We start from the raw sequence: 20,729 nt of genomic DNA on the forward strand, positions 1-20,729 counted from the left end.
AATCTCCTTGAAGTCGTTGACCTTGGCGACCTGCAAATGGTCGCCAAGGGAGCATTAGTGTTGTTGCACAAAGTCCAGGATCAACCGATTGACCTGCTCGGCCGCTTCCATCTGCACCATGTGCGCCTGGCCCGGCAGGATTTCGATTTGGGCTGTCAGGCCAACGCTATGGGTCGCAGGAATGATCGCGTCGTCACTGCCCCAGATCAGCAACACCGGCTGCCGGCCGTCTTGCACCACGCCGCGCAGATCGAGCTGTTGCCGCCCTTCTTTGAACAACCCCGAAACCAGCTGGCGCAGGGCTGTGTCCACCCCTTCCAGGCGCTTGTACTTGAGCATGTCTTCGAGCATCTGCCGATTGACCAGTTCGGGGTCGGAGAACAGTTGCACCAGCTGTGGTTTGAGGGCATTGCGGCTGGCTGCATCGACAAAACCTTGCAGGTAATCGCCGTTGATTTCCGCGCCCAGACCAGCGCTGCCGATCAAGCTCAGGGAACGCACCCGATGGGGCGCCAGACGCGCGGTGTTCAGCACCACCGCACCGCCCATGGAATGACCTGCCAGATGCGCCACGGGAACATCCAGATGATCGAGCAGCGCCAGCAACACCCCGCTCAGCTCATCCAGATCTGCACGCTCCAGCTGTTTGGTCGACTCGCCATGGCCCGGCAGATCCAGAGCTATCACCCGGCGTTCGGCGGCCAACGCTTCATGATTGAACATCCAATTGTTCAGGTCACCGCCAAACCCGTGCACCAGCACCAACGGCACCCCGCCTTCGCCGCGCTCGAAGTAACGGATCAGCCGCCCGTCCAGTTCGACCTTCTGCGGCTTCGGCCCACTGTCTTCCTCAGCGCCGTCACCCGGCACGAACGCAGCCTGGAACTGCTCGATCACCGCATCGATTTCGGCCTCACTGGCTTCACCGTCAACCACGATGCCGAGCAATGCACCGACCGCGAGGGTTTCATCCTGGCGCGCGATCTGCCGACGCAGCACACCGGAAAACGGCGCTTCGACGCTGCTGGAAATTTTGTCGGTTTCTACGTCGAGGACTTCATCGCCCTTGGCGATCGCCTGGCCCTCCTCCTTGAGCCAGACATCGACCCGGCCTTCAGTCATGGACAAGCCCCACTTGGGCATGGTCAGGGTATGGATCTGGCTCATGAACGCTTGCTCCACTCGATCAACTTGAGAACGGCGTTTTCGATCTTCGCCGCGTCAGGGATATAGAGGTCTTCCAGGGCGTCGGAGAATGGCACCGGCGTGTGCGGCGCAGTGACCATCTCGATGGGCGCCTTGAGCGAGGCGAACGCTTTTTGCGCCACCAGGGCCGAGATGTCGGTGGCCATGGAACAGCGCGGGTTGGCTTCGTCGATCACCACCAGGCGCCCGGTCTTTTCAACGCTTTCGAGAATGCTGTCTTCGTCCAGCGGGCTGGTAGTGCGCAGGTCGATGACCTCGCAATCAATGCCTCGCCCTGCCAGGCTGCGGGCTGCGTCCATCGCTGTATTGACCATGCGCCCGTAGGAGACCAGGGTCACGTCCTTGCCATCGCGCAGGAAGTTGGCTTCACCGAACGGGATGGTATAGAGCTCTTCCGGCACCTCGCCCTGCATGCTGTAGAGCAGTTTGTGTTCGCAGAAAATCACCGGGTCGTTGTCGCGGATAGCCTGGATCAACAGGCCCTTGGCGTCATAAGGTGACGACGGGCAGACGACTTTCAGCCCGGGAATGTGGGTCCACAACGATGTGAGCATTTGCGAGTGTTGGGCGGCTGCCCGCAAGCCCGCGCCGACCATGGTGCGAATTACCAACGGGGTGGAGGCCTTGCCACCGAACATGTAGCGAAACTTGGCCGCCTGATTGAGGATCTGGTCCAGACAGCAACCGGCAAAGTCGACAAACATCAATTCACACACCGGGCGTACGCCACAGGTCGCTGCGCCGACGGCGGCACCGACATAACCCAACTCCGACAGCGGCGTGTCCAGCACGCGTCCGGGAAATTGGTGATAGAGGCCCTTGGTCACGCCCAGCACGCCGCCCCAGGCGTCGTTTTCACCGGGAGCACCGGCACCGCCGGCGACGTCTTCCCCCATGATGAACACGCTGGGGTCGCGACGCATTTCCTGGGCCAGGGCTTCGTTGATTGCCTGCTGATAACTGATTTTTCTCGCCATGATAAAGGTCTCGATTCTTGTTATAGGGGCGTTCAGGGATAGGAAACGTAGACGTCGGTGAGCAGGTCGACCGCGCTCGGCTTGGGGTCGGACTTGGCCTTGCGCACGGCATTTTCGATCAGCAGGTCCACTTCGCTATCGATCTGGTCCAACTGGCTGGCATCAATCAAACCAGTGCGCGTGGTGCGTTCGCGAAACTGCATCAGGCAGTCGTTGTGTTCGCGGAAATACTTGACCTCGTCCGGTGCCCGATAGGTCTGGGCGTCGCCCTCGAAGTGGCCGTAGTAGCGGGTCAGCTTGACCTCGATCAGCGACGGTCCTTCACCGGCGCGGGCCCGCGCCACTGCGGCACCGGCGGCTTCGTGAACAGCAAAAAAGTCAAAGCCGTCGACGGTGACCCCGGGCATGCCGAAGCCGGCTGCGCGGTCGGCGATGTGATCGCAAGCCACGGACCAGTTGGAGGCCGTGGCCTCGGCGTAGCCGTTGTTCTCGGCAATGAACAGGCATGGCAGGTTCCACACCGAGGCCATATTCATCGCTTCAAACACGGCCCCTTCGTTGGAGCCGCCATCGCCGAAGAACACCACGGCGACACCGTCGGTCCCTTTGAGCTTGGCTGCCAGGGCCGCCCCGACCACCAGTGGTGCACCGGCACCGACGATGCCGTTGGCGCCGAGCATGCCCTTCTCGAAATCGGCAATGTGCATGGAGCCGCCCTTGCCCTGACAGACCCCGGTTTTCTTGCCATAGATCTCGGCCATCATCCCGTACACATCAACGCCCTTGGCGATGCAATGACCGTGGCCACGGTGATTGGAGGCAATGCAATCATCATCCCCCAGGTGAGCCATGACACCGGCGGCCGAGGCCTCTTCACCGGCATAGAGATGGACGAAACCGGGAATCTCGCCGGTGGCGAACTCCACGTGCAAGCGCTCTTCAAAAACACGGATGGTGCGCATCACCCGATAGGCATGCAGCAATTGATCAGCGGTCAGCTGTGTCGACATTTTTATTCTCCAGGGTGTCTTGAGACTCAAGGTTCAAAGGGTGTTGCGGATGTTCACGGCCGATGGCCAGCAGCCGCTCTTGCGCTGCATAGGCCAGCGCCGCATTGACATCGATGCTCAGCGGACCGCCGGCATCGAGGGTAACGGTGGGTAAGTCATGGGCGTTGAATTCGATTTCCCGCTCGCCATCCAGGGCCAGGGTGCCGCTGCTCAGGCACAGACGATGGGCAACGCCGGGTTCAAGGCTACCGGCGGCGAGCACGCCGCAGCCTTGCAACAGGCCGGGCGCCAGTGGCACCAGCAAGGCTTCGCAAGAGTACGGATCAAGGCGCATCCAGGCGCCGTTGGGGGCTTGACGCGACACTGGAAACCACAAGCCACAGAGGGCCGAGATGCCAATGGACTGAGGCTCGGCGAAGGTCACAAACACCTCCGCCAGATCGATCCCACGGCTGATTGCACGGGCGCCGATAAAGGGCAACGAGGACACCGCCACGTCCACCAAAGCCACTTCGTACAGATCGCGGCTCGGGATCTGTACCAGCAGGCGTTTGTTGCGGCGCAAGGCAATTTCGGGCGGGATTCGGCCGCTGGCGAATAGTCCGCCGGCCAGGCCGGCACTCGTGGCTTCACGCAGTTCCGGGAAGGCATTGTTGGTCCCCGTTGACAGGGTTAGCAGTGGAATGTCGCCGACTTCTGCGGCCACCGCTTTGTGGGTGCCGTCACCGCCGAGCACGGCGATCAGCGACACGCCGCGTTCAGCCATCCAGCGCGCGGCCTGGCGAGTGTCCGCCACGCTCTGGCGCAAGGTAAGGTCCAGGAACTCCAGGGTTGGCCAGTGGCTGTCACGCGCCTGGCGGCCACGACTGTTCTTCAACACCGCAGCGGCGATGCCGGTCATGTCGGTGGGCATCAGCACCCGCTCGACACCGGTGGCGCCAAAAGCCGCCAGCAACCGTTGGATCACCGAGACCTTGTCGGTACTGGAAAATAGCCCGGCATTCGCCGTCAGGCGCCGTACGTCCCGGCCGGACGCCGGGTTGGCAATGATGCCGACGGTCAGGGGCAAGCGACTCATGTCACCCCCACAGGTAGAACAAGGAAAAGGCCTCGGCAGGAGAACATAGGGCACCTCTTTTTATTATCGGGTTGCCAGTCGCACTGGTTGCAGGGGCTAGAGCAAGGCCGGTGCCAGATCCGCACAAAAGCGCCAGAACGCCTGTTCCAGAGCGGCCATGACCTGAGCCTATGAGGGTTGGAATTACGCTCGATTGAGACGTTTCATGTCAGCCTGCACGGGTTTGTGGTGAGACCTTGAGACGTCGCGTCTCACCTTCGCCGTGAGTGAATCGACGCTTGTCGACCATCGATGAACGGCGCTTAATAGCCGCACAACTAAAAGAAGATCGAACCGGAGACCTTAAATGCTTTCCGCACACTCGAAGGCGCACGTGGATTGCGTCAGCCGTGTTTTGAAGAACGCAGCGCACCTGCCGCAACTGCCTGTGTCGGACTTGATATTGGACTCCTGGCGTCGCTCCATGGAGCAACACCACCTGGACCCCGGCTCACTACAAGGGCCACGGATCCTTTCGCAGAATGTGCTGAAGGAATGTCGAGAACGCTCCGAACTGTTCCTGCGCATCGCCAGCGAAGAAGTCGCCCGCCTCCACGGTCGCGTGCGCGATGCCGACTACTGCGTGTTGCTCACCGATGCCCAGGGCCAGACCATCGACTACCGCGTGGAAACCTCGATCCGCAATGACTGCCGCAAAGCCGGTCTGTACCTGGGCACCTGCTGGTCTGAAGGCGAGGAAGGCACCTGTGGGGTGGCCGCGGTGCTGACCGCACGAACACCGGTCACGGTGCATAAGCGAGATCACTTCCGCGCCGCCTTTATCGGACTCACCTGCTCTGCAGCGCCAGTCTTCGACCCTCGGGGCGAACTGCTCGGGGTGCTCGATGTGTCCGCGGTGCGCTCTCCGGACGACCGTCGTTCGCAACACCTGATCCGGCAGATGGTGGTGCAGAGCGCACGGGAAATAGAACAAGCGTTTTTCATGAGCAGTGCCCAGGGTTACTGGGTGCTGCGGGCCCACAACAGCCCGGGCTATGTCGACAGCCAACCCGATTACCTGCTCGCCTGGGACGATGACGGAAGACTGCAGGCGCTGAACCCCGCGGCGCGGCAGTGGCTCTTGCAAAGCTTTGGCCAACTGCCGGAACACATCGACCAAGTGTTCGATCAGCAGTTATTGCATCGGGCCAGGGACGAATCGCTCTGCCTGCTTCACGGCCAAGGTGGCCGTCATGCCTTGCATGGACGACTCAGCGCGCCACGGCGGGTCAAACGCAACCCTGCGCGCCGGGTGCTGTCACCCGTCGAACTCGACCCGCGACTGGAAGAAAGCCTGCGCCTTGCGGTGCGGGTCAAAGACCGCAATTTACCAGTGCTGATCCAGGGTGAAACCGGTTCTGGCAAGGAAGTCTTCGCCCGCCAGTTGCATCAGGCCAGTCTGCGCCGTGAGCGACCTTTTATCGCGGTGAACTGCGCAGCGATTCCCGAAAACCTGATCGAAAGCGAGCTGTTCGGTTATGTGGCCGGCGCCTTCACCGGTGCATCGAATAAAGGTATACGAGGTTTGCTGGAACAGGCCGATGGCGGCACTCTGTTTCTCGATGAAATCGGCGATATGCCCCTGCCCCTGCAAACCCGCCTACTGCGGGTTTTAGCCGAGGGCGAAGTGGCCCCCCTGGGAGCGTCACGAAGCAAAGCGATCGACATTCAGGTCGTCTGCGCAAGCCACCGCGATCTGGAAGCACGGGTGACCTCTGGCGAGTTTCGCGAGGACCTGTACTTTCGCCTCAGTGGCGCGCGATTCCAATTACCGCCGTTGCGCGAACGCAGTGATCGACTGGCCTTGATCAACCGGATACTCGAAGAAGAATCGTCGACCTGCGCAATGGAGATGCAACTGGGAAGCTCCGCACTGGAATGCCTGCTCGGCTATCGCTGGCCGGGAAATGTGCGCGAACTGCGGCACGTGCTGCGTTACGCCTGCGCGGTGTGCGAAACCCATTTGATTCTATTGAGTGACTTGCCTGAGCAACTGCTTGGCCATGGACTCAGTGATCCGGCTTCAGCTGACACCGTGGAACACTGCGCCAGCCCGGAACGCCAGGCACTCATCGATGCCCTCGTGCGTCATCGCTGGAAACCCACTGCCGCGGCCAAGGCTTTGGGCATCTCCCGGGCGACGCTGTATCGACGGGTGCATCAATATGACATCGACATGCCTGGCAGGGGCTAGCCACAGCTTCATCCTGCGGCCCCGCTCGCCATCAGGCAGCATACGGGTGCCGGTCAAACGTTTCGCCGCTACAATGCGCACCTTGACCGTGACAAGCCAGACTAAAAAAACATGTCCCTACCCAAACATCACCTGGAACTGCTCAGCCCCGCCCGCGACGTGGCCATCGCCCGCGAGGCCATCCTGCATGGCGCCGACGCCGTGTACATCGGGGGCCCGAGCTTCGGCGCACGCCACAACGCCTGCAATGAGGTGAGCGATATCGCCCAATTGGTAGAATTCGCCCGTCGCTACCACGCCCGGGTGTTCACCACCATCAACACGATCCTGCACGACAACGAGCTGGAGCCGGCCCGCAAGCTGATCCACCAACTGTACGATGCCGGCGTCGACGCGCTGATCGTCCAGGACCTGGGCGTGATGGAGCTGGACATCCCACCGATCGAGCTGCACGCCAGCACCCAGACCGACATCCGCACCCTGGCGCGGGCGAAGTTCCTCGACCAGGCCGGCTTCTCGCAACTGGTACTGGCCCGCGAGCTGAACCTCAAAGAGATCCGCACCATTGCCGACGAGACCGACGCGGCCATCGAGTTTTTCATCCATGGCGCGCTGTGCGTGGCGTTCTCCGGTCAGTGCAACATCTCCCATGCGCAGACCGGTCGAAGCGCCAATCGCGGTGACTGCTCCCAGGCTTGCCGCCTGCCGTACACCCTCAAGGACGAAAAAGGCGGTGTGATCGCTTACGAAAAACACTTGCTGTCCATGAAGGACAACAACCAGAGCGCCAACATCCGCGCGCTGGTGGAAGCCGGCGTGCGCTCGTTCAAGATCGAGGGTCGCTACAAAGACATGGGCTATGTGAAGAACATCACCGCCTACTATCGCCAGCGCCTGGACGACGTCCTCGAAGACCGCCCGGACCTGGCCCGCGCGTCCAGCGGCCGCACCGCGCACTTCTTCCTGCCTGACCCGGAAAAGACCTTCCACCGCGGCAGCACCGACTACTTCGTCAGCGACCGCAAGATCGATATCGGCGCCTTCGACACACCCACCTTCACCGGCCTGCCGGTGGGCGTGGTGGAGAAAGTCGGCAAACGCGATCTGCTGGTGGTCACCCACGAACCGCTGTCCAACGGCGACGGCCTCAATGTGCTGGTCAAGCGTGAAGTGGTGGGCTGGCGCACCAACATCGCCGAGCCGAAGGACGAGTTCGAAGAGGACGGTGAAAAGCGCTACCGCTATCGTGTGGAACCCAATGAGATGCCGAAGGGGTTGCACCAGCTGCGACCGAATCACCCGCTGAGCCGCAACCTCGACCACAACTGGCAGCAGGCCCTGCTCAAGACCTCCGCCGAGCGCCGGGTGGGTCTTGCCTGGGTCGCTCGTCTGCGTGAGGATCGCCTGGAGCTGACCGCCACCAGCGAGGAAGGTGTCAGCGCCAGTGTTGCCCTGGACGGTCCATTCGGTCTGGCCAACAAGCCGGAACAGGCCCTGGAACAGCTGCACGATCTGCTCGGCCAACTGGGCACCACGCAGTACCACGCCACGGCGATCGAGCTGGATGCACCGCAGGCGTATTTCATCCCCAACTCGCAGCTCAAGGCCTTGCGCCGCGAAGTCATCGAAGCGCTGACCGCGGCCCGCATCAAAGCCCATCCACGGGGTGGTCGCAAGGCCGAGACCGATCCGCCACCGGTGTACCCGGAGTCGCACCTGTCGTTCCTGGCCAACGTCTACAACCAGAAAGCCCGCGACTTCTATCACCGTCACGGCGTCAAGCTGATCGACGCGGCCTATGAGGCTCATGAAGAGACCGGCGAGGTGCCGGTGATGATCACCAAGCACTGCCTGCGTTTCTCCTTCAACCTCTGCCCCAAGCAGGCCAAGGGCGTCACCGGCGTGCGCACCAAGGTCGCGCCGATGCAACTGGTGCACGGTGACGAGGTGCTGACGCTGAAGTTCGACTGCAAGCCTTGCGAGATGCATGTGATCGGCAAGATGAAGGGACACATCCTTGACCTGCCGCAACCGGGCAGCGTGGTGCAGCCAGTCGTCGGCCACATCAGCCCTGAAGACCTGCTCAAGACCATCCCTCGCGCACCGCACTGAGTGACTTGCGAGCGCGCCGCTACGGCGCCGCGCTCGCTGCGCTCGCAAGGCGACTGAATGTTAAAGGTGTGACCAAGAGGGATTTACAGGCATAAAAAAACGCCGGATCGGCGTTGGCGTTTTCTGTAAAGACAATCATCCGGGACTTCCGCAATACCTGCCGGCGGAGGCCATACTTGGATGAGTATAAGGAAAATGGCAGGGGCGGCTGGATTCGAACCAACGCATGGCAGGATCAAAACCTGCTGCCTTACCGCTTGGCGACGCCCCTGTATCTGTTGCGGCGAGTGCTCGGCACTCTCTTTCTGATTTGTCCTTGCGGACAAGCCCTGTAAGGACCTCTGCAAGAACGGGCGGGAATTTATCAACTTTTGCTTCGTCTGGGAAGGCCAACACAAAAATATATTTGTTTTAAAACAGATGCTTACTCCTGATCCTGGAGGGTGCCATGGCAGCTGTTACCGATACACTGAAGCTGTTTCTCGCCGGCGATGTCATGACCGCCCGCGGCATCGATTCCGTACTGCCGCATCCTGGCGATCCGCGGCTTTACGAAGCCTACGTCAAGAATGCCGGCGATTACGTCCGGCTGGCAGAAAGACTCAATGGCCCGATTCCCCTCCCAGTCGATTTCACCTATGTCTGGGGCGCGGCGCTGGATGAGTTTGAACTTCGCCAGCCACACGCACGCATCATCAATCTGGAAACTGCAGTATCCCGCCGTGGACGACCGGAGCCAAAGGGCATCAATTACCGCATGACCCCGGAGAACTTCCCGGCCATCAGCGCAGCCCGCATCGACTGTTGCGTGCTGGCCAACAACCATGTGCTGGACTGGGGAGCAGCCGGCCTGGCCGATACGCTGGACACCTTGTCGAGCAACGGTATGTGCAGCGCCGGTGCCGGCCACAACCGACAATCTGCCGAAGCACCCGCCGTGCTGCCACAGCCTGGCGGGCGGCGCTTGCTGGTGTTTGGCCTCGGCGCGCCCGACAGCGGCATTCCGTCGGACTGGGCCGCCACGGATCGTCGCGCGGGTGTCGCGCGTCTGGAAGATCTGTCGATGCAAAGCCTGCGCCCCGTAGCCGAACGGATTCTCGAGGGCAAAAAACCGGGGGATCTGGTGGTCGCCTCCATTCATTGGGGCGGCAACTGGGGGTTCGATATCCCGCGCGAGCAAGTCCGGTTCGCCCATGCCTTGATCGACGAGGCCGGCGTTGACTTGGTGCATGGGCATTCCTCACACCACATCAAGGGCATTGAGGTGTATCGCGAACATCTGATTCTTTATGGCTGCGGTGATCTGCTGAACGATTACGAAGGCATCGAGGGCCACACAGACTTTCGCGGCGACCTGGGGCTTCTGTACTTTGCCTCGTTGGACCCGGAGGGACACTTGCAATCGCTGGACCTGATACCCACCCGACTCTGTCGCTTTCGCATCTGTCGCGCCGAAGGGGATGACCGTCAATGGCTGCACGACACCCTTTCTCGCGAGTGCGCACGCTTGGGCAGCAGCATCCAGCCGGGCGCGAAAAATGCCTTCGTGTTGCGTTGGTAGGTGCCTCTGGGCATGTTAATTTGGAAACATTTCTGACTAATCGACCAGAAATTTCTCACAAACCGCCTGCAAAGGAATGCCCAACAATGGATTTATCACTCAAGCACCTGGCCGCGACAACCCTGATGCTGGCCAGCCTTTCGTCGTTCACCACGTCAGCGCACGCCAACATCACCCCGCAACAGAGCGCCACCATTCTCAAGACCTTCAGTGACGCATCGGTAACGGATTTCAGGCAGTTCCTGGGACGCCTGGCCAAGAGCGACCTTGCCAAAACCAACGACCTCGGCCCGGCAATCAGTGCCTTCCAGAGCAACAAGACCCTTACCCCTGAACAGCAGAACGAGATCCATCGCCTGCTTGGCCTCTATGCACGGGTGAAATACGGCAGTGCTGCCACTGAGACCCTGCGCGAACTGGTGGCAATCCCGACCTTCCGCGTGGACGGCGTTGCACAGCACGACAATCCCGAATTCATCAAGATCGCCGACAAGCTCAAGGGCCTCGCCCAAGCTTTCAACCTGAACTTTCGCAACATCGATAACCGTGTCTATGAAATCTCCCTCGCAGGCAACGGCGATGAAGTCGTAGGCATTCACGCGCATGCGGATGTGGTGCCCGTGACGCCAGAGAACTGGGTCCTGAAAGACGGCACCCGACTCGATCCATTCAAGGTCACCCTGGTCGGCGACCGCATGTATGGTCGGGGTACCGAGGATGACAAGAACGGCATTGTGGTGGCGCTCTACGCCATGAAGATCATCAAGGAAGAGAAGCTGCCGCTAGCCAGGAATTTCAAGCTGCTGGTAGACACCACTGAAGAAACCACGGGCGACGCCATCCCCTATTACTTCGAACACAACCCGACACCCAACTACAACCTGGCGCTGGATGGCGGCTACCCGGTGGTGATTGCCGAAAAAGGCTACGGCACTGTCATGGCGAACTTTGCCCGGCGTAAGGCAGAGGGCAAAGGCGCCGAAATCACTGCAATGACCGGCGGCCTGGCAACCAACCAGATCCCATCGACGTCAGTCGCCACCCTGATGACTGACAAGCCCGCCGATTTGGCCGCCAGCCTGCAGAAAGCCGGTACTGATTATGCCAAGCGCAATGGCGGCAACTTCGAGGTGATCGCCAAGGTCGTCGGCAAGGACGTCTTGCTGACGGTCACCGGCGTTTCTGCCCACTCCTCCGAGCCCGAGTCAGGCGTCAACCCGGTGGCAAGGATGCTGGACTTCATCAACAGCCTCGACGGCAAGGTCGCGCTCAAGCACAACCACATTACCGACGCCGCCCGCTACGCCACCGACAACTGGGGGCTGGACTATCTGGGTGGCAAATTGGGGGTCGGTTTTTCCGATGACTTCATGGGACCGCTGACCACATCCCTGACCTATGTCGGGATGGATGAAAAAGCCTTCAAGCTCGCGGTGAACCTGCGCGTGCCGAAGGGCAAATCCCCAGAAGCGCTCAAGACCGAAATCGCCGAAAAGATTGGTGCCTGGAGCAACAAGACCCACATTGCGGCTTACTTTGACTACTCGATCGCCGAGCCAATGCACCGCAACCCTGAGGGTGAATGGGTGAAGGCCCTGCTAGCAGTGGCCAGCGAAAACCTTGGCATGGAACACAAGTTTGGCACCTCTGCCGGCGCCACTTCGGTCCATGAGTTGCCCAATGGCGTGCAGTTTGGCCTGGCCAGGCCCGAGCTCAAGTACACCGGTCACAACGACAACGAGTTCAAGACCGTCGACCAGTTCCTGCTGGACTTGCAGATCGTGACCGAAATGTTCGGGCGCATCGGGCAGTTGCCGAAACTCTGACCCTCCCTTTCGGACCCGCTATTCTGGCGGGTCTGTCAGTCAAGACGTAATGTTATCCGTAGCAGCTACCGAGCCTGCGAGGCTGCGTTCGGCTGCGAAGCAGTCGTAAAATCAGCAATTGTTGGTATCCGGCAGACCGTGCCTGCCGGACTCACGACTGCTACGCAGCCTCGCAGGCTCGGCAGCTGCTACATAGAGTGCGTCGCGGCTGAAATTACCTGGAATTCAGTGGGATCAATTTATGCCGCTAAGTTTTCATAAAATGCACGCCAATGGCGATGACTTCGTTGTTGTGGACTTGCGAAACTCGGCCAATCCAATGACAAGCACCTTGGCTCGGCGATTGGGTGATCGGAACCGAGGAATCGGATTCAATCAACTCGCCGTAGTGCTCGATTGCGATGATGCCGTTGCGCGCTTGATGTTCTGGAATGCAGATGGCTCCACGCTGGATGTGTGTGGCAGCGCGACGCGGGGTGCCGCGGATATGCTGATGCGCGAGTCAAATACGACGTCGATAGCGCTGCGAACCAACCGTGGTCTACTCACGTGTGAGCGAACCTCGACCGGCGCGATTTCCGTCAACATGGGGGAACCGCTTTTCGGCTGGTCGGACATTCCCCTGGCGCTGAAACTGGATACTGCTGTTTTACCACTGGCGGGTGACCCAGCAGCTACCAGCATGGGCAATCCGCACTGCACCTATTTTGTCGATGATCTGAACGCCGTTGATATAGCGACCATCGGACCGATCATTGAAACCAACCCTCTATTCCCCCTCAAGACGAATGTGCATTTCGTCCAGATCATTGACCGAAAGCACATTCGATTGCGCATTTGGGAGCGCGGGGGTGGTATTGCGCTCGGTTCCGGTTCCTGCTCGTGTGGCGCCGCTGTTAACGGAATTCGTCGTGGTTTGTTAGACCCTCGCGTTGAGGTTGAATGTGATGGCGGCACCGTAACGGTTCAATGGGATGGCGTGGGGCCTGTCTTTCTCATCGGGCCGGTAGAGACAACGTTTTCGGGAACTGTTCACGACAGCCTCTCCTTCAGGCTATGAACCGGCGGCCAGCGCCTAACTGACCTATTCTGAATCGACCGACAAAAGATCACCCTTTTGAGGTACCTGAACTCGTTACAGCAATGGAGGCTGGATGATGAAGGAGCAATCGATTGAGTTTCGCGCTGGAGAGGCGCCTACGCCGCACTCTGCGCCCCTCGCCATGACCCGTCCCACCCCTTCTCCCACGCTCAATAGCCGCATCGAGCTTTATACCCAGGAGGCAATGGTCAACTGGCTAGGCCCGCTGCAGCTAATGCGCACGGGCTTACAAACGGCTGTCGCCACCACGATGGGTGCCTTCGCGGACCCACGTGAGGTGCTGGCCATGCTCAACCCTCGGGACTCTAACCCGCCTATCCAGGTGGTTGCCGACGGTGACGTGTGGATCGACTATCTGGCCGATACCGGCGATGGCTGGGACTCCACCTACTCGATGGCGCTGTGCGTCAGCCATGCTGTCGAGTTGCCGGAACACCAGCTCTCGTTGCCGCGCGGCGACGTGCTGCTGCTCGGCGGCGATCAGGTCTATCCCACACCGGCCCGCAACGGCTATCGCACCCGTTTCCTGGACCCCTTCCGCGCCGCATTTCCCGCGCCGGTACCCAAGGAGCGCCCTAATGACCAGGACCAGCCCGTGCGGCAGCCGGGTGCACCGTGGATATTGGCGACGCCCGGCAACCACGATTGGTATGACGGTCTGCGCGGTTTCTCCCAACTGTTTTGCGAGCAGAAGCCCATCGGCGCTTGGGAAACCCGCCAGCGCACCGGTTACTACGTGCTGCAGTTGCCCAATGGCTGGTGGATCTGGGGCCTGGATCTGCAGTTTGAATCCATGATCGACCGACAGCAGAAGCAATACTTCGAGCAGATGCACGCCAAATTGCAGCCAGGCGATCGCGTGATCCTCTGCACGCCCGAGCCGAGTTGGGTGGACGAAGCCGAACGGCTAGCACGCGAGGAGAGCAAGGCCTTGCCCTCGATCGAAACCCAGACGCCGCGCTTTCGCAGCCTGCGCGAGATCGAGGAACTCCTGGGTGACCACCTCGCGGTAGTCTTGGCCGGAGACTCGCACCACTACGCGCGCTACCAGCCAAAAGCTGGCACCCAGGCGCCGCAGCGCATCACCTGCGGAGGCGGTGGCGCCTTCTTGAATGCCACACATCAGCTTCCCGATCCGCCCAAGCCGATCAACGTTGGCGGCACCCGGCAGCACTACGAACTGGCGGCGGTCTACCCGGACAAACAGACCTCCAAGCAACTGCGTAATCGGGCATGGCGGCTACCTACCCGCAATCGCTCGTTCTGCGGCATGCTGGCCATTTTGTACCTGCTGTTCGACTGGATGGTACAAAGCGCCAGCACGGTGCCCCACCCGGCACGAGGCAACCGCAGCCTGATGGACGTGTTGTCTGACCTCCAAGCGTCTATTTCCAACATCAGCGAAGTTTGGCGACACCTGCTCCTGGTCCTGTCACACAGTCCTTCGTCGGTGATGTTCGCCGTGATCATTGTGCTGGGTTGCGCAGTGTTCTCAGCCGCCGGGGTCAAGCGCACCCGAAAGCTCGCCTATGCCATTGGAGCGGCTCACGGGGTACTTCATCTGGGACTGGCAATCGGACTGCTGTGGCTGATGGGCCGTGTCAACATCCACTACTTGCAGCTCGAGGTAGAAAACCTGCACCAGGTTTTGTTGTTCCTGGCAGAGACGCTGGTGCTCGGCGGCAGTTTGGGAGGCCTGTTGTTCGGCGCATGGATGGTGATGGGCAACACTTTTTGGGGGCTACATAGCGAGGCGGTTTTTTCCTCGCAGTGCATCGCCGACCACAAATGCTTCCTGCGCATGCACTTCAAAGGCGACCAACTCACCCTTTACCCGATCAAATTGGAGAAGGTCTGCCGGCGCTGGTCCGTGGCATCAGGAGTCGCCAAACTGGCGAAGGTGCAGCGCACCTGGAGATTGCGGGCAACGCCTGAAAGCACTGGCCCGCGCTTCGTGCCAGCCTCGGGTGCGCTCGAACCGCAGTTGATCGAGCCGCCCATCGAGATTCTGCGTAAGTAAACCGCTTTTCGTAGGAGCCAGCGGTGCGGTAAGTCGGATCGCCGCACCGCTGGCTCCTACAGGTCCGATTTGCTGAGTGATTACTTGGGCGGAACGAAGTTATCCAGCATTCGATTCACCGCCAGTTCCCCCAGCATGATGACCTGCTGAAGCGCCAGCAGGGTATTGCGGTGGGTGCCCTCCACCAATGCAGCAATGTCGCTGGCCATGACACTGGCCGACGCCAGGTTCTCGCATGTTTGCACCAGCAAGGCTTCATGGTCGACATCCGGCGCAACCATATACAGGGTGCTGGGTTTGCGTGGGGTGTTGTTCATGATCGCTGCCGGGTTGAGGTAAAAATTGAGGGCGCGCTCGGCGGCTTCGTTGAGTTTTTTTGAATCGAGGGATGCGTACGGGGATGCCGGATCGGTGTCCGGTGGGTTGGGTGTAACTTTGAACATAGCAGAAACTCCGATGCTTCTTAAAAGGAGCCAACACCATCTCGCTACCAAACGGAGGGTGGCGGCCATACGAAGGTTGGTAGACCGGGCATCGGAACCGGCGCTCCTGAAGGAGCCCTGCGCATGGCCACCATAAAACGCAGCCTTAAGAAAGGACCGCCGAAGGTGACGCTATGCGTCGATGCTGAGGGTCTACCAAACCCGATCGCTGTTATTCAGCGACAGGGAAACGATAGAGCCCGGGCCATCGGCGCACAAGCCGGCGGATTCTGTCTTAACCGTAGGTAACGACGCAAGGTCTTGTAGCCCTTCGGGAAGTAACACGGAGTGTCTTTAAACACGCATCATTAAACGCGAGAAGACCACTCCGCCAGGGACGGTTACAGAGCTATACGTGCCTGTTCGTTGACCGCTTGTTCGTTGGGATTTATCTCAGGCCTGAACAATTTAAAAACGGAATATGACACTCCCTCCTTCGCGCCGTTCCATCTCCCCCTCCCAAGTAGTCTGAAACTCCCACCCCGCTTGGGAGTATCGGTCGATGCGCAAACCCCGGCGTTTATTCATAGTTGCGACCAAAGGTCAACGGTCAGGCCTAGATGACCGCAACTGCCCAGGAAAAAGTCATGACTATTGAGCAAAATTCATCGATTACGGCCAGCGCTATGAGCGTCGTGGCGAGCGGCGCGAACGTTTCGCTGGACGAAACGGCCGGATTGCAGAATGCCACCGCCACTCCAACCCCTGCGGGAGACGCTGACGACAACGACATTCTGGTGACCTCCCTGCCCTCGACCTTCGCTACCCGTTTGACCGCACTGGGGGCAGGTACCGCAACGGGTGCAGCGTTGAGTGGTTATACCGGTGCCGTGGGCAACACAGGCAGCAATGCGTTCACCGTCACCGCTGACCCCGGCGCCACCATTACCAATATCAGCTTCGTCGACAGCAATGGCGCACCGCTCAATGGCCTGGACAGCGGCCTGGATACCCTCAATGGCACCAGCATCCTTCTCTATACGGATGCGAACAACGACAACATCGTTCTGGGCCGGGCCGGTGGCTCGACCGGCGCGATCGTGTTCGCTGCCTATATCGAAGAAACCGGATCACCGGTCTCCGGCGGCAAGATCTGGACCGTGGAGTACCAACCGCTCAAGCATCCAGTGACTACGAACGCCGATGATTCGCTCAATCTGCTGAATAAGGTATACATCGGAGCCAGTCAGGACCTGGAATTCAGTCTGGCCGGCGTGCCCTCCGGTGCGAACCTCTTCCTGATGTTCACGAAGGCAAACCCGACAGTTGTCGACGTCGGTGGTGTTATGCGGATCACGGATCCCACCATCATCGCCACCGGCAAGGACCCCGCAGACCAGTCAAGCGGCGCCAATATAAACACTGGCGACACGATCATTACCAGCCAGGCGGCTAACCCGACCACCTTCGGCACCAACAACCAGATGATTACGGAACAGGATGGCATCCGCTTTTCGTTCGTCACCGGTGCCAGGCAGGATGTGACCATTCCCAACCTGAGTCAGACCGAAGCAGATGTTGAGTCCAACATCGACTTTACCAGCGTCTTCAACGCGAAGATGGCCAGCTTCGACGTCGTGCAGTTGCAAAGCGGCAAGAGTGCCGTCGTAAAAATCAGCGCATTCAGTACCATTGCTGAACCCGGCGAGAACTTCATCAACGGCTATGTGGGTGATACGTCAGTTGCCATCACCAATGTTCGCGTCTTCAACAGCGCCGGGGTGGTGATCGAGAATTCAAACGGATCGGTGAATGATCCGGCCATCGGCATCACCTTGTCTGGTGGGGTTGCAACCATCACCGGCGTTTTGGCCGGCTACCAGATTGAATACACCACGACGGCGGATCACAACCGTGTGCTCGTCGAGAACGGAGCGGCCCTCGACGCCAGGGGCAATAACCACGCCGATTTTGATATCGGTGGTTTCACGCTGGTCCAAGCCTCTGTTTCGACAACCGAAATCGGCTCCAAGATGATCTTCGACGACGACGGGCCAAGCGCAGACGTGGCCGATGGCGGCGGCGCGGTGACGATCGACGAGACGGCCGGCAACCAGGATAACGACAGCGACTTGGCGGCGGTTCTGGCGCTGTTCGACACGGAAGTGACGAACAAGGGCACGGACTTGAATCCAGCAGAGTTCGCAATCAGCACCACGCCTTTGGCCACCACGACGCTTAGCAGCTTTGGCCAGGACGCGGCGGGTGCGACGAAAGTGCTGTCGCTGGCGATTGTCGGCGGTGACGGCACCGACTCGCTGCTCGATACCACTGATGGCAAGAACATCATGCTGTTCAAGGAAGGCGATCTGATTGTCGGTCGCTATGACGTGGCCAATGGCACGGTCACGGCCGACGATCCGGCGGCGTTCGCGATTGCGCTGCAGCAAGACGGCAACGTGGCGGTCGCGCAGTATGTCTCGCTCAAGCACCCCACCGCCGGCAGCTCGGCGGCGGCCTATGACGACCGGATCGATCTGGCGGGCCTGATCAACGCGGTGGTGACAGTGACCGACGGCGACGGCGACACCAGCACCGACAGCGTCGCCATCGGCGACGACATCAACTTTGACGACGACGGGCCGAGCGCGGATGTGGCCGATGGTGGCGGCGCGGTGACGATCGACGAGACGGCCGGCAACCAGGATAACGACAGCGACGCGGCGGCGGTTCTGGCACTGTTCGACACGGAAGTGGTGAACAAGGGCACGGACTTGAATCCAACGGAGTACGCGATCAGTACCACGTCGTTGGTCTCCACGGCGCTCAGCAGCTTTGGCCAGGACCAGGAGGGTGCAACGAAAGTGCTGTCGCTGGCGATTGTCGGCGGCGACGGCACCGACTCGCTGCTCGACACCACCGATGGCAAGGACATCAAACTGTTCAAGGAAGGCGATCTGATTGTCGGCCGGTATGACGTGGCCAATGGCACGGTCACGGTTGACGATCCGGCGGCGTTCGCGATTGCGCTGCAGCAGGATGGCAATGTGGCGGTGGCGCAATATGTCTCGCTCAAGCACCCCACCGCCGGCAGCTCGGCGGCAGCCTACGACGACCGCGTTGATCTGGCGGGCCTGATCAACGCGGTGGTGACGGTGACCGACGGCGACGGCGACACCAGCACCGACAGCGTCGGCATCGGCGACGACATCAACTTCGACGACGACGGGCCGGCGGTGTCAGCCAACAGCACGGTGCTGCTCGACGACGATGCGCTCACGGGTGGCAATTCTGGCGGCACGGACGACGATGCAGACGCGGCTAACACAAGCGGCACTCTGGGCCACGACTTCGGTCAGGACGGTGCCGGCACGGTGGCCTATCTGACCAGCGGAGCGCCCACAGGCTTCACCTATGTGGCCGACGGCGCCAATCTGTTGGTCAAGCAGGGCACGACCACGGTGCTGACGCTGACGATGGTTGCGGCAACGGGCGCCTACTCTGTGACGCAAAACAACCCGATCCTCCATGCGGCAGGCCTGACCGAGAACAACCAGGCGTTCACCATCAACTACCGGGTGACCGATGGTGATGGCGATACGTCCGATGGCACGCTGGGGATCAACGTCGATGACGATACGCCCGTTATAGGGACAGCCCCTGTGCAGGATGTCGATCCCGATTTGGGTGCGACGTCATGGACCTTTTCGGGTGACTTCGCCTACTCGATAGGTGCGGACAAGCGCGGGCCGACCTACTCTTCGGCAGCGGACAGTGATTTTGCCGAACTCGCCCTCTCTGGTTCGGCGAACGATGTTGCGATCGTTAATCCAACAGTCACCTGGGATTCAGAGAATCTCAACACGGCCACGTTTAACGTGTCGTTCGAATACGATCACGATCGGAATGCTGCCACCACGCCTGAACAGGTGGAAGGCACGCTGGTGTTTGACAAAGTCAATGACACCTATACCTTCGAGATGGATGCGCTGCAAACGACGCAAGACGTCACGCTGGGCGAAGGCACTGGATACGAAACGTATGACGTGGATGGTATGAGCCCTTCCAGTGGCCCATCACCTGTGGCCACCGGGAAGCTTGGGGAAGGTTTCTACATCCAGATCACGGGCTTCGAAGCACCACTTAGTGCCGGCGGCAATACTGGTGTGGTGGCGGGTGAGCTTGTGAGCGGCACGCAGGCCCCTGTAACCTTGTCCAGCACTGCGCTGGGCGTCTCCGGAAATACGATCCAGGCAGGTGAAGCGGCCAACATCAATTTCTTCCAGACTGATCCGAAAGGAGATCTGGGCGCCGACAATTTTAGCTACGCGACCGATTTCTTTATCAAGTTCGATGGATACGAGACTGAAAGCGATGATCTTTTGCTTATCGTCAGTCTTGCTGATGCAAATGATTCCTCCATCACTACAACACGTGCCATCTACGTCGACCAAGGCGATGTGTACGAGAACGATACGGTCAACACCGATCTTGTTGGAACCAAGTACGCGGCCCTTATCCTCAACGACCCAGCCGATCCGAACGACCCGTTCCTGGACAATAATGATGCTCTATTGATTGTTGAAAGTAATGATTTCAACATTCAGACCGGTGATAACTGGCTCATCAAGGGTATTCAGATTCTTTCGAATGATGCTGGCCTTACAGGCAGCGCGATAAATCTGAATCGCGATGTCGGTGCCGATGGCGCAAGCAGCACTTCCGCACAGCCGGTCAGTGGTCTCGTCGGGCCTGGAAACACGATTGCGGAGGATACGAGTACGAATCCGCTGAAGATCATCGATGCTGGTTTCTCCACCACCACGACTACACCAGCTACCCTTGATCTAACGCTGGATTTCAAGGTCGTCGATAGCGATAGCGATTTCACCGCTGTCCAGACGATTGATATCGAAAATCCTGTCGTGGTCGAACTGGTGGGAGTTACTAACTTGGCACCGACAGATTTGGTGCTTTGATCCGCTAAGAAGAGTAAACGCGCGAGACAGGACGGCTTGGCTCCCACAAGGGGCCAGGCCGTTTTTTATTGGGCCAGTGCGGTCCCTGAGCCAAGGCCAGACGAGCCTTGCGGCATGTCCTCATTCACAAACGGAATAGGCGGCACCATTCCTTCACGCCCTCGTGCTGTTCCCCCATCCAAGTAGTCTGAAACTCCCATTCC

At 59.9% G+C, this 20,729-nt stretch carries 12 protein-coding genes and 1 tRNA gene; 7 read left to right on the forward strand and 6 right to left on the reverse strand.

Annotation, left to right across the window (positions count from 1 at the left end; all coding sequences use genetic code 11):
• Positions 1-54 precede the first annotated feature (54 nt).
• From KGB18_RS12620 to KGB18_RS12635, 4 genes are read right to left on the reverse strand one after another with little or no spacing between them, the layout of a single operon-like run.
• Positions 55-1,167: an acetoin dehydrogenase dihydrolipoyllysine-residue acetyltransferase subunit gene (locus tag KGB18_RS12620; protein WP_223570011.1), complete on the reverse strand. Its 1,113-nt coding sequence runs from the start codon at positions 1,165-1,167 to the stop codon at positions 55-57.
• Positions 1,164-2,183 (reverse strand): alpha-ketoacid dehydrogenase subunit beta, encoded by a 1,020-nt coding sequence (locus KGB18_RS12625; RefSeq protein ID WP_123721746.1) that lies wholly within the window; start codon positions 2,181-2,183, stop codon positions 1,164-1,166. The genes KGB18_RS12620 and KGB18_RS12625 overlap by 4 nt, the downstream gene beginning before the upstream one ends.
• 32 nt (positions 2,184-2,215) lie before the next feature.
• Positions 2,216-3,193 (reverse strand): thiamine pyrophosphate-dependent dehydrogenase E1 component subunit alpha, encoded by a 978-nt coding sequence (locus KGB18_RS12630; RefSeq protein ID WP_223570012.1) that lies wholly within the window; start codon positions 3,191-3,193, stop codon positions 2,216-2,218.
• Entirely contained in the window at positions 3,171-4,271 is a 1,101-nt protein-coding gene (locus KGB18_RS12635) for an ATP-NAD kinase family protein (protein ID WP_123721744.1), read from the reverse strand. The genes KGB18_RS12630 and KGB18_RS12635 overlap by 23 nt, the downstream gene beginning before the upstream one ends.
• 346 nt (positions 4,272-4,617) lie before the next feature.
• Between KGB18_RS12635 and KGB18_RS12640 the strand changes: the two genes are divergently transcribed.
• Both KGB18_RS12640 and KGB18_RS12645 read left to right on the forward strand, forming a co-directional pair.
• Positions 4,618-6,504: a sigma-54-dependent Fis family transcriptional regulator gene (locus KGB18_RS12640; protein ID WP_223570013.1), complete on the forward strand. Its 1,887-nt coding sequence runs from the start codon at positions 4,618-4,620 to the stop codon at positions 6,502-6,504.
• Positions 6,505-6,615: 111 nt separating this feature from the next.
• The gene (locus KGB18_RS12645) at positions 6,616-8,616 is read left to right on the forward strand and encodes a peptidase U32 family protein (protein ID WP_223570014.1); all 2,001 of its coding nucleotides are present in this window, start codon (positions 6,616-6,618) and stop codon (positions 8,614-8,616) included.
• 196 nt (positions 8,617-8,812) lie between these two features.
• On the opposite strand, the gene KGB18_RS12650 is transcribed toward KGB18_RS12645, so the two are convergent.
• Positions 8,813-8,887, reverse strand: a tRNA-Gln gene (locus KGB18_RS12650).
• Between the two features lie 177 nt (positions 8,888-9,064).
• Between KGB18_RS12650 and KGB18_RS12655 the strand changes: the two genes are divergently transcribed.
• From KGB18_RS12655 to KGB18_RS12670, 4 genes are all read left to right on the forward strand, one after another.
• On the forward strand, positions 9,065-10,177 hold the full coding sequence (locus KGB18_RS12655) for a CapA family protein (protein WP_223570015.1): 1,113 nt from the start codon (positions 9,065-9,067) through the stop codon (positions 10,175-10,177).
• An 86-nt stretch (positions 10,178-10,263) separates the two neighbouring features.
• Positions 10,264-12,003: a dipeptidase gene (locus KGB18_RS12660; protein ID WP_223570016.1), complete on the forward strand. Its 1,740-nt coding sequence runs from the start codon at positions 10,264-10,266 to the stop codon at positions 12,001-12,003.
• Between the two features lie 241 nt (positions 12,004-12,244).
• Positions 12,245-13,063 carry a diaminopimelate epimerase gene (gene dapF, locus KGB18_RS12665; RefSeq protein ID WP_223570017.1) on the forward strand — a complete coding sequence of 273 codons (819 nt, stop codon included), beginning with the start codon at positions 12,245-12,247 and terminating at the stop codon, positions 13,061-13,063.
• Between the two features lie 97 nt (positions 13,064-13,160).
• Positions 13,161-15,125, forward strand: coding sequence for a metallophosphoesterase (locus KGB18_RS12670; RefSeq protein WP_223570069.1), 1,965 nt, complete (start codon positions 13,161-13,163; stop codon positions 15,123-15,125).
• Positions 15,126-15,205: 80 nt separating this feature from the next.
• Here the strand turns inward: KGB18_RS12670 and KGB18_RS12675 are convergent, their stop codons facing one another.
• Positions 15,206-15,568, reverse strand: coding sequence for a DUF6124 family protein (locus tag KGB18_RS12675; protein ID WP_223570018.1), 363 nt, complete (start codon positions 15,566-15,568; stop codon positions 15,206-15,208).
• 626 nt (positions 15,569-16,194) lie between these two features.
• Between KGB18_RS12675 and KGB18_RS12680 the strand changes: the two genes are divergently transcribed.
• Complete coding sequence (locus KGB18_RS12680; protein ID WP_223570019.1) at positions 16,195-20,526, forward strand: beta strand repeat-containing protein; 4,332 nt, start codon at positions 16,195-16,197, stop codon at positions 20,524-20,526.
• Positions 20,527-20,729 lie beyond the last annotated feature (203 nt).

This window comes from Pseudomonas sp. BF-R-26 (genome assembly GCF_019947395.1).
GTDB classification, from domain to species: domain Bacteria; phylum Pseudomonadota; class Gammaproteobacteria; order Pseudomonadales; family Pseudomonadaceae; genus Aquipseudomonas; species Aquipseudomonas farris.